We start from the raw sequence: 9518 nt of genomic DNA, 5'->3' as shown, positions 1-9518 counted from the left end.
ATGCTGACATGAGTAACGATTATGCAGGTGAAAAACCTGCACGCCGTAAGCCCAAGGTTTCCTGCGCAACGATTTTCGGCGCAGGGTGAGTCGGATCCTAAGGCGAGGCCGAAAGGCGTAGTCGATGGAAATCAGGCTAATATTCCTGAACTTTTTACAACTGCGATGGGGTGACGGAGAAGGTTAGGTCAGCCGGGTGTTGGATGTCCCGGTTCAAGCGTGTAGGCAGGTCCTTTAGGCAAATCCGGAGGATCAATGCTGAGACGTGATGCCGAGGCCCCAATGGGGCCGAAGTGATTGATACCAAGCTTCCAGGAAAAGCCTCTAAGCTTCAGGTTGTAGAAATCCGTACCCGAAACCAACACAGGTGGGCGAGGAGAGTATCCTAAGGCGTATGAGACAACTCGGGTGAAGGAACTCGGCAAAATAGTACCGTAACTTCGGGATAAGGTACGCCCCTAGTATGTGATGGACTTCGCGTCCTGAGCAGATGGGGGCCGCAGTGAAGAGGGGGTGGCGACTGTTTATCAAAAACACAGCACTCTGCAAACACGAAAGTGGACGTATAGGGTGTGACGCCTGCCCGGTGCCGGAAGGTTAATTGATGGGGTTATCTTCGGAGAAGCTCTTGATCGAAGCCCCGGTAAACGGCGGCCGTAACTATAACGGTCCTAAGGTAGCGAAATTCCTTGTCGGGTAAGTTCCGACCTGCACGAATGGCGTAACGATCGCCCCACTGTCTCCACCCGAGACTCAGTGAAATTGAATTCGCTGTGACGATGCAGTGTTCCCGCGGCAAGACGGAAAGACCCCGTGAACCTTTACTACAACTTTGCACTGGATTCTGAATTTATTTGTGTAGGATAGGTGGGAGCCTTTGAAGTGTGGACGCCAGTCCGCATGGAGGCAACCTTGAAATACCACCCTGATAAATTTGGAATTCTAACCTAGGCCCGTTATCCGGGTCAGGGACATTGCATGGTGGGTAGTTTGACTGGGGCGGTCTCCTCCCAAAGAGTAACGGAGGAGTGCGAAGGTTGGCTCAGCGCGGTCGGAAATCGCGCTCTTGAGTGCATAGGCATAAGCCAGCTTGACTGCGAGACAAACACGTCGAGCAGGTACGAAAGTAGGTCTAAGTGATCCGGTGGTTCTGTATGGAAGGGCCATCGCTCAACGGATAAAAGGTACTCCGGGGATAACAGGCTGATTCCTCCCAAGAGTCCACATCGACGGAGGAGTTTGGCACCTCGATGTCGGCTCATCACATCCTGGGGCTGTAGCAGGTCCCAAGGGTTCGGCTGTTCGCCGATTAAAGTGGTACGCGAGCTGGGTTCAGAACGTCGTGAGACAGTTCGGTCCCTATCTGCCGTGGGCGTTCGAGATTTGAGAGGATCTGTCCTTAGTACGAGAGGACCGGGATGGACACACCTCTGGTGTTCCGGTTGTCACGCCAGTGGCATCGCCGGGTAGCTATGTGTGGAAGGGATAACCGCTGAAAGCATCTAAGCGGGAAGCCTACCTCAAGATGAGATCTCGCCGGGACACAAGTCCCCTGAAGGGCCCAGGAAGACTACCTGGTTGATAGGCGCGATGTGGAAGTGTGGCAACACATGAAGCTGACGCGTACTAATTGCCCGTGAGGCTTGACCATATAACCTCAAGCATTCTGTAAGACATTGACGCTTACAGCTGTTCGACTACAGATCGATTTGGAACACCTGCCCAGGCAGGTGTTCAGCCAGTTTGCCTGGCGGCTATAGCGAGCAGGAACCACCGGTTCCCATCCCGAACACCGAAGTGAAACTGCTCAGCGCCGATGATAGTGCGGTGATCTCGCCGTGTGAAAGTAGGACACTGCCAGGCTCTTAACCCGGAGCGCCCCGCATCGCGGGGCGCTCTTTTTGTTTCAGGCGCTCGATTTTCCGGCGCCGTCGAGATTACAATAAGCGTCGCGGCCAGGTAGCTCAGTCGGTAGAGCAGGTGACTGAAAATCACCGTGTCGGCGGTTCGATTCCGTCCCTGGCCACCAGCTGCTGTTGGTATCGTCGAATAGAAAGCCCGCTCTTATGCGGGCTTTTTTGTGCGCGCTATTCCGTGCTCCTGGCATCAAAGCAGATGACGTGCTCGAGATTCAGGCGGATACCGATTGCCTCGCCGACGCGATGGTTGTGGTGCGACGGTACCAATGACTGCACGCGTGTTCCGGAGGCGAGCTCGACTTCATAGAGAAACTCGGCGCCCCGAAAACTCTTGTGCAGGATGCGGGCCTTCCAGGGGCTGTCGTCGTCGTGCAGTACGTCATCGGGCCGCAGCAGGACATCGACCTCGGGGCCGTTGGGTGACTGACCCGGTGACAGAGGCAGTCGCCCCAGCTCGGTAGTGGCGTAGTTGCCGTTGCCACCGAGCTCGCCGCGAATGAAGACGCCCTCCCCAACGAAGCCCGCAACGAAGCGGGTAGCGGGGCGATGATAGAGGTTGTAGGGCGTATCCCATTGCTGCAGGCGCCCGGCATCCAGAACGCCTACCCATTGTCCGAAGGCAAATGCTTCGAGATGGGAATGCGTGACGAGAAGAGCAGTGATGCCGAGCTGCCGCAACAGCGCGCGTAGCTCTTCGCGCAGGCTGAGGCGTAGGCCTTCGTCAAGGCTGGAAAATGCTTCGTCCATTAGCAACAGCCGCGGTCGCGTGGCGATGGCGCGGGCGACCGCCACACGCTGCAGTTGCCCGCCGGAAAGCTCGTGCGGTCGTCGGGCTCCTAGATTGCCGAGCCCGACCATCGCAAGGGATTCCTGGGCCAGGGCACGCGATCTCGCACGCGGCATGCGGTACAGGCCGAGGCGGACGTTGTCCAGAGCCGAAAGGTGCGGTAGCAGCGCCAAGTCCTGGAAGACCATCGCGAAGCGCCGCTGCTCCGGCGGAACGGCTTCGCCGGCTCGGCTCAAGGACACGCCTTCGAAGGAAATCTTGCCAGCAGTCGGGGCCTCGAAGCCGGCGAGCAGGCGCAGCAACGTGGTTTTGCCCGATCCGCTGGGGCCGAGCAGGGCTGCGCTTTCGCCGCGTGCCAGTGTGAAGCCGATGTCCTCCAGCACGGGAGTGTCGCCGTAGCCTGCGGCAATGCTGCGTAGCTCCAGCACGTGCGCTCAGCCCCGGCCGGTCTGGCGTTGCAGTAGCCAGATGGGCAGTACGCCGACGACTACGAGAACCATCGCCGGTACTGCCGCCGCCTGCCACTGCCCCTCGCTGGTGAACTCGAAGATGCGGATAGCGAGGGTGTCCCAGCCGAAGGGGCGCATCATGAGCGTGATCGGCATTTCCTTCATGACATCGACGAAGACCAATAGCGCCCCGACTGCCATGCTGCTGCGCAGCGCTGGCAAGTAGACCAGCCGCAGGATGCCGCGGCGAGGGATACCGGCCAGTCGCGCGCTGTCGAGGCTGCTGCGCGGAATCCGCATGGTACTGGAGGCGATTGGTGCGTGGGCCACGGCAAGAAAGCGCACGCCGTATCCGCACAGCAGCAGCGCGACGCCGCCACCGGCCAGCGCCGTCGCCATACCGCCTCCGGCAAGGCTGCCGAAATGGCTGAGGGGCACGTAGAGGCCCACCGCCAGCAGGGCGCCCGGGAAGGCGTAGCCCAGTGTGGCAACGCGTTGGGTTGTGCGCAGAAGCCGCGTAGGCAGCGCGTGCGCGATGCTGGCGAGCAGCGACGCCAGCACAACGATGATCACCGCGGCTGCGAGCGCCAGCGTTGCGCTGTTGCGAATCCATCCGATAAAGCGCCCATCAACCAGGTCTAGCCGACCGCTGGCCCGCCAGGCCAGCCAGGCTACCGGCAGTGCGAAACAGGCAAGGAAGACGAGGAAGCACCATGCGGTCGCGGCCCAGCGCGCTTTCCGCCCTAGGGGCAGGCGGCGGATCGTGTCTACGCCGACGCTCTCGAAGCGCATGCGTCGGCGCGCGAGCGACTCCAGGCTGAGCAGGGCGACAATAAAAATCAGCATCACGCTGGCGATCTGCAGTGCCGCCGTGGTGGAAAAAAGCCCGTACCAGGCTTTGTAGATCGCCACCGATAAGGTGTCGTAATTGAAGGCTGCGACGGTGCCGAAATCGGCGAGCACCTCCATAAGTGCCAGGCTGGCGCCGGCCCCGATCCATGGCAGCGCCAACGGCAGCGCAACACGCCAAAAGGCGCGCATTGGTGTCAGGCCCAGGCTACGGGCTGCCTCGATGGCGCGTAACCCGGTGGTGGCAAATGCTTCGCGGGCGATAAGGAAGACATAGGGGTAGAGCGCGGCGCTGAGGACGAAAACGAGCCCGGCAAGGCCACGAAAGCCGGAGATGCGTAAGGTCTCCGCCCACACTGACCCCGCGCCCTCGAAGATCCCCAGAAAAGCGATGGCCAGTACATAGCCTGGCAGTGCCAGAGGCAGCAGAAGTAGGAGAGCGAAAGGGCGCCGCCCCGGAAATTCGGTGAGCGCGACTAGCGCAGAGGTGCTGACCCCCAGCAGCAAAACGCCAGCGAGCACCCCGACCATCAGCGCCAGCGTGTTCCCCGTAGCGTTGGGCAGCACATGCCGCAGCAGATGCCCGATCAGGTCCACGTCGACGGCAGTCCATGACCACGCTGTTGCACCCAGGGGAATCAGCGTGGGCAGACAGAGAAGTGCGGCCGCCAGCGGTAACAGACGACCGTTTCGCCAGTGCGTGCCTCGGTAGGCGGGTGCCTCAGCGATAGCCGGCACGGTCCATCAATTGCACCGCCTGCCGTTGCAACGCTCCCGCGCGCTCGATGGGCATGTCGTCCGCCCGGAAATCGCCCCAGGCCCGTACGCGCTTCGCGGCAGGAATCTCGGGGTTGGCGGGGAACTCCATGTTGAGCTCGGCGAACAGCGCCTGAGCTTCACCCTGGCTGAGCCACTCGATGAGTGCGCGCGCCCGCTCGGGATGGTCGGCATGCTTCGTGATGCCGGCGCCGGATACATTGACGTGCGTGCCGGACTCGCCTTCGTCCTGGTTCGCCCAGAACAGCGCAACGGGGATCTCCGGCCGCTCCCTTTCAAGGCGGCCGAAGTAGTAGCTGTTGACGATACCGACGTCGCAATCACCGGCGACGATGGCTTCAATCACCGCGGTGTCATTTGCGAAGGGCGGCTGCGCCAGGTTGGCGACCCAGCCTTCCACGATGGTTTCGGTGCGTTCGGATCCCAGCCGTTCGATCATGCTGGCTACCAGGGACTGGTTGTAAACCTTCTTCGACGTGCGCAAGCAGAGGCGGTCCGCCCAGTGCTCGTTGGCCAATGCGGCGTAGGTCGACAGTTGATCCGCGTCAACGCGTTCGGTGCTGTAGACGATAGTGCGCGCACGTAGAGACAGGGCGGTCCAGCGGTCCTTGCTGTCTCGGTAAGGCGCGGGGATCGCGGAAGCCACGAGTTCCGAGTCCAGAGGCTGCAGGAGGTCGAGCTCTGCCGCCCGCCAGAGATTCCCCGCATCCACCGTCATCAGAACATCCGCCGGCGTTTGCGCGCCCTCAGCTTCCAGCCGCGCTATGAGCGCGCCGTCGCTGTCTGTGAGATAGCGGACTGTTTCGCCGGTGGCTTCCTCGTAGCGCTCGAAGACCGGCCGGATGAGCTGGTCGTTGCGCGAGGAATAGACGATAAGCGGCTCGTCGCCGCTGCCGCTCTCATTCTGCGACGAGCAGCCAACTGCGACGGTTGAACCGAGGACGAGGAGAGCAAGCCAGCGCATGGAAAACACCAAGAATGGGAAACATTCTCATTATGCCTCCTGCTTGCTCCCCCCGTCCACTAGCCGGGATTGCCTCAGCTGAGGCCGAGACTGTCCACCAGGCGTAGCGTTGGCTTCGACTGATTGAGCGTGTAGAAGTGGATCGAAGGCACGCCGCGCTCGATCAGCTTGCTGCACAGGCGCGTGATGACGTCGTGCCCGAAGTCGCGCAGCGAGTCGTTGTCGTCCTTGTAACGCTCCATGCCGTAGTGCAGCCAACGCGGAACATCGGCGCCGCAGGCCTTGGAGAAGCGTACGATCTGCTCGAAATTCACGATGGGCATGATGCCCGGAATGATCGGCTGCTTGATGCCGGCCGCGGTGCAGTGCTCCATGAAGTGATCGAAGGCGTCGATGTTGAAGAAGTACTGCGTGATCGCGGCATCGGCGCCAGCGTCCATCTTGCGCTTGAAATTGGCGAAATCAGTGTCGATATCCGGTGCCTGCGGGTGCATTTCCGGATAGGCGCCGACTTCAAGCTCGAAGTGATCGCCATGCTCGTCACGGATGAACTCGACGAGCTCGTTGGCGTAGTGCAGCTCGCCCGGCGCGCTGCTGTGGCTGGTCGCCGTTGCGGGCAGGTCGCCGCGGAGCGCGACGATGCGCTTGACGCCGGCTTCGCGATAGCGGGCCAGCTGGTCGCGGATGCGCTCGCGCGTCGAGCTGATACAGCTGAGATGCGGGGCGGCCTCGCAGCCGGTTTCCTGCATCACCATCTGGACGGTCTCGAAGGTGCCTTCCTGGGTGGAGCCGCCGGCACCGAAGGTGACCGAGAAGTACTCGGGCTTGCGCTCCGCGAGTCGCTTGACCACCAGCTTGAGCTTCTCGGCGCCTTCCTCGGTTTTCGGCGGGAAGAGCTCGAAGGAATAGGGTGTTGTAGCCATTTTTTCTCTCAACAATAAAAAAGGGGCGCGGTGCGCAGGTAGCGCGCCGCGCCCCGAAACCGCTACGGCTTAAAAAGCCGTGGGCGGATTAGTAGCGGTAGTGATCGGGCTTGTACGGCCCGTCCACCGGCACGCCGATGTAGTCGGCCTGCTCCTTCGACAGCTTGGTCAGCTTCACGCCGATCTGGCCGAGGTGCAGCGCGGCAACCTCTTCGTCCAGCTTCTTCGGCAGGCGGTAGACCGTCTTCTCGTACTTGTCCTTGTTGTTCCAGAGCTCGATCTGCGCGAGCGTCTGGTTCGAGAAGGAGTTCGACATGACGTAGGCCGGGTGGCCATTGGCGCAGCCGAGGTTGATCAGGCGGCCTTCGGCGAGCATGTAGATGTTGCGCCCGTTCGGGAAGGTGTAGCGGTCGACCTGCGGCTTCACGGTCTCGCGCTTCACGTCCTTGGCCTCGTTCAGCTTCTCGACCTGGATCTCGTTGTCGAAGTGGCCGATGTTGCAGACCAGGGCGTTGTTCTTCATGTTCGACATGTGATCGAAGGTGATCACGTCCTTGTTGCCCGTAGTGGTGACGTAGATGTCACCCTCGTGCAGGACGTCTTCCACCGTCTTCACCTCGAAGCCTTCCATCGCGGCCTGCAGAGCGTTGATGGGGTCGATCTCGGTGACGACCACACGGGCACCGAGGCCGCGCAGCGAATGCGCCGAGCCCTTGCCGACGTCGCCATAGCCGCAGATCACGGCGGTCTTGCCGGCGATCATCAGGTCGGTGGCGCGCTTGATGCCGTCAGCCAGCGACTCGCGGCAGCCATAGAGGTTGTCGAACTTCGACTTGGTGACCGAATCGTTGACGTTGATGCACGGCACCAGCAGCTTGCCCTGTTCGGCGAGCTGGTAGAGGCGGTGCACGCCGGTGGTGGTCTCCTCGGAGATGCCACGCAGGCCTTCGGCGACCTTCTTCCAGAAGCCGGGGCGCTCGTCACGCGTGCGGCGGAGGATAGCCTTGACGCACTGCTCTTCCTCGTTGCCGCCCTCGCTGTCACACCAGGTGTCGCCGTTCTCCATCTCGACGCCCTTGTGGATCAGCAGGGTCGCGTCACCGCCGTCGTCGACGATCAGCTGCGGGCCTTCCATGTTGGGATGCGTCAGCGCGTTCAGCGTGCACTCCCAGTACTCCATCAGCGTCTCGCCCTTCCAGGCGAAGACCGGAATGCCGGCAGAAGCGATGGCAGCGGCCGCATCATCGGTGGTGGAGAAGATGTTGCAGGAAGCCCAACGGACGCTGGCGCCAAGCTGGTCGAGGGTCTCGATCAGAACGGCGGTCTCCTTGGTCATGTGGAGGCTGCCGGTGACGCGGACGCCGTCGAGCGGCTTCTGCGGGGCATACTTCTCGCGGATCGACATCAGGCCGGGCATTTCCTCCTCGGCCATGCGGATGCGCTGACGACCGAGGTCGGCCAGACCGATGTCGGCGACCTTGTAGTCAGAGAAGTTCTCTTTGTTGATGGGGGATACGGATGCGTTCATTGCGTTACTCCTTGGTTGCTTGCAGTGGGGGATGCGATCAAAGGCCAGCCGCAGCGCGCAGCGCGTCGGCCTTGTCGGTCTTTTCCCACGGGAAGCTGGTGAATGTGGTCTTCTTCTCGACTTCCTTGCCGTTCTCGATGACCGTATAGCGGTAGGTCTCTTCCTTCGGCTCGCGGCCGAAGTGCCCGTATGCAGCAGTCAGCTGATACATCGGGTGCAGCAAGTTCAGCATGTTCTGGATCGCGTAGGGGCGAAGGTCGAAGTGCTCGCGAACAAGCTGCTCGATCTTGGCCTCGTCGATCTTGCCGGTGCCGAAGGTGGTCACGAAGACCGAGGTCGGCTCGGCGACGCCGATGGCGTAGCTGATCTGGATCTCGCACTTGGTGGCCAGGCCGGCGGCGACGACGTTCTTGGCGACGTAGCGGCCGGCATAGGCGGCCGAGCGGTCAACCTTAGACGGATCCTTGCCCGAGAAGGCGCCGCCACCGTGGCGTGCCATGCCGCCGTAGGTGTCAACGATGATCTTGCGACCGGTCAGGCCACAGTCACCCACCGGCCCGCCGATCACGAAGTTGCCGGTCGGGTTAATGTGGAACTTGGTGTCCTTGTTGATCCAGTCGGCCGGCAGCACCGGCTTGACGATCTCCTCCATGATGGCTTCCTTGAGGTCGCTCTGGGAGATGTCCGGATCGTGCTGCGTCGAGAGCACCACGGCGTCGATGCCGGAGGGCTTGCCCTCGGTGTCGTAGCGGATGCTGACCTGCGACTTGGCGTCAGGGCGCAGCCAGCCGAGCTTGCCCGACTTGCGCAGTTCCGACTGCTTCTGGACCAGGCGGTGCGAGAACTGGATCGGCGCCGGCATGAGGCTGTCCGTCTCGTCGCAGGCATAGCCGAACATAAGGCCCTGGTCGCCGGCACCCTGATCCTCAGGCTTGGCGCGGTCGACGCCCTGCGCGATGTCCGGGCTCTGCTTGCCCAGGCCGTTCAGCACGCCGCAGGTGTCGCCGTCGAAGCCGACGGCCGAAGAGGTGTAGCCGATGTCGTTGATGACCTTGCGGACCAACTCCTCGAAATCGACCGTGGCGGTGGTGGTGACCTCACCGGCCAGCATGGCGATGCCGGTCTTCACCAGCGACTCGCAAGCGATGCGGGCGTGCGGGTCCTGCGCGAGGATCGCGTCCACAACGGCGTCCGAGATCTGGTCGGACATTTTGTCCGGATGGCCTTCGGAGACGGACTCCGACGTAAAAAGGTGTTCTCTCACTACTGGTTTCTCCTGCTGTTATCGCTTATGCGGATAAGCGGATACTCTACCTCATTCT

6 protein-coding genes, 1 tRNA gene and 2 rRNA genes (1 of these 9 only partly in view) are annotated in these 9518 nt (G+C 61.7%); 3 read left to right on the top strand and 6 right to left on the bottom strand.

The window, feature by feature from the left end; genetic code table 11:
- The 3 genes from U743_RS14715 to U743_RS14705 form a co-directional block, all read left to right on the top strand.
- Positions 1-1651 (top strand): 23S ribosomal RNA (locus U743_RS14715); it begins 1232 nt to the left of the window's first position.
- Between the two features lie 95 nt (positions 1652-1746).
- Positions 1747-1863: ribosomal RNA gene (rrf, locus tag U743_RS14710) — 5S ribosomal RNA — on the top strand.
- 90 nt (positions 1864-1953) lie between these two features.
- Positions 1954-2029 (top strand) — tRNA-Phe (locus tag U743_RS14705).
- A gap of 58 nt (positions 2030-2087) precedes the next feature.
- Here the strand turns inward: U743_RS14705 and U743_RS14700 are convergent.
- The 6 genes from U743_RS14700 to metK all read right to left on the bottom strand — a co-directional run bounded on the left by U743_RS14700 (position 2088) and on the right by metK (position 9406).
- Positions 2088-3134 carry an ABC transporter ATP-binding protein gene (locus U743_RS14700; protein WP_043769261.1) on the bottom strand — a complete coding sequence of 349 codons (1047 nt, stop codon included), beginning with the start codon at positions 3132-3134 and terminating at the stop codon, positions 2088-2090.
- A 6-nt stretch (positions 3135-3140) separates the two neighbouring features.
- Entirely contained in the window at positions 3141-4742 is a 1602-nt protein-coding gene (locus tag U743_RS14695) for an ABC transporter permease (RefSeq protein ID WP_156966465.1), read from the bottom strand.
- On the bottom strand, positions 4726-5745 hold the full coding sequence (locus U743_RS14690) for an extracellular solute-binding protein (protein ID WP_043769259.1): 1020 nt from the start codon (positions 5743-5745) through the stop codon (positions 4726-4728). The genes U743_RS14695 and U743_RS14690 overlap by 17 nt, the downstream gene beginning before the upstream one ends.
- A 74-nt stretch (positions 5746-5819) precedes the next feature.
- Positions 5820-6668, bottom strand: coding sequence for a methylenetetrahydrofolate reductase [NAD(P)H] (gene metF / locus U743_RS14685; RefSeq protein WP_043769257.1), 849 nt, complete (start codon positions 6666-6668; stop codon positions 5820-5822).
- A gap of 88 nt (positions 6669-6756) precedes the next feature.
- Positions 6757-8196, bottom strand: coding sequence for an adenosylhomocysteinase (ahcY, locus tag U743_RS14680; RefSeq protein WP_043769255.1), 1440 nt, complete (start codon positions 8194-8196; stop codon positions 6757-6759).
- A 37-nt stretch (positions 8197-8233) separates the two neighbouring features.
- Positions 8234-9406, bottom strand: coding sequence for a methionine adenosyltransferase (gene metK / locus U743_RS14675; RefSeq protein ID WP_052368237.1), 1173 nt, complete (start codon positions 9404-9406; stop codon positions 8234-8236).
- Positions 9407-9518 lie beyond the last annotated feature (112 nt).

This window comes from Algiphilus aromaticivorans DG1253, assembly GCF_000733765.1.
GTDB lineage: Bacteria > Pseudomonadota > Gammaproteobacteria > Nevskiales > Nevskiaceae > Algiphilus > Algiphilus aromaticivorans.
The sequence above is the reverse complement of the archived record's forward strand: the minus strand, read 5'-3'. Positions and strand labels throughout refer to the sequence as shown.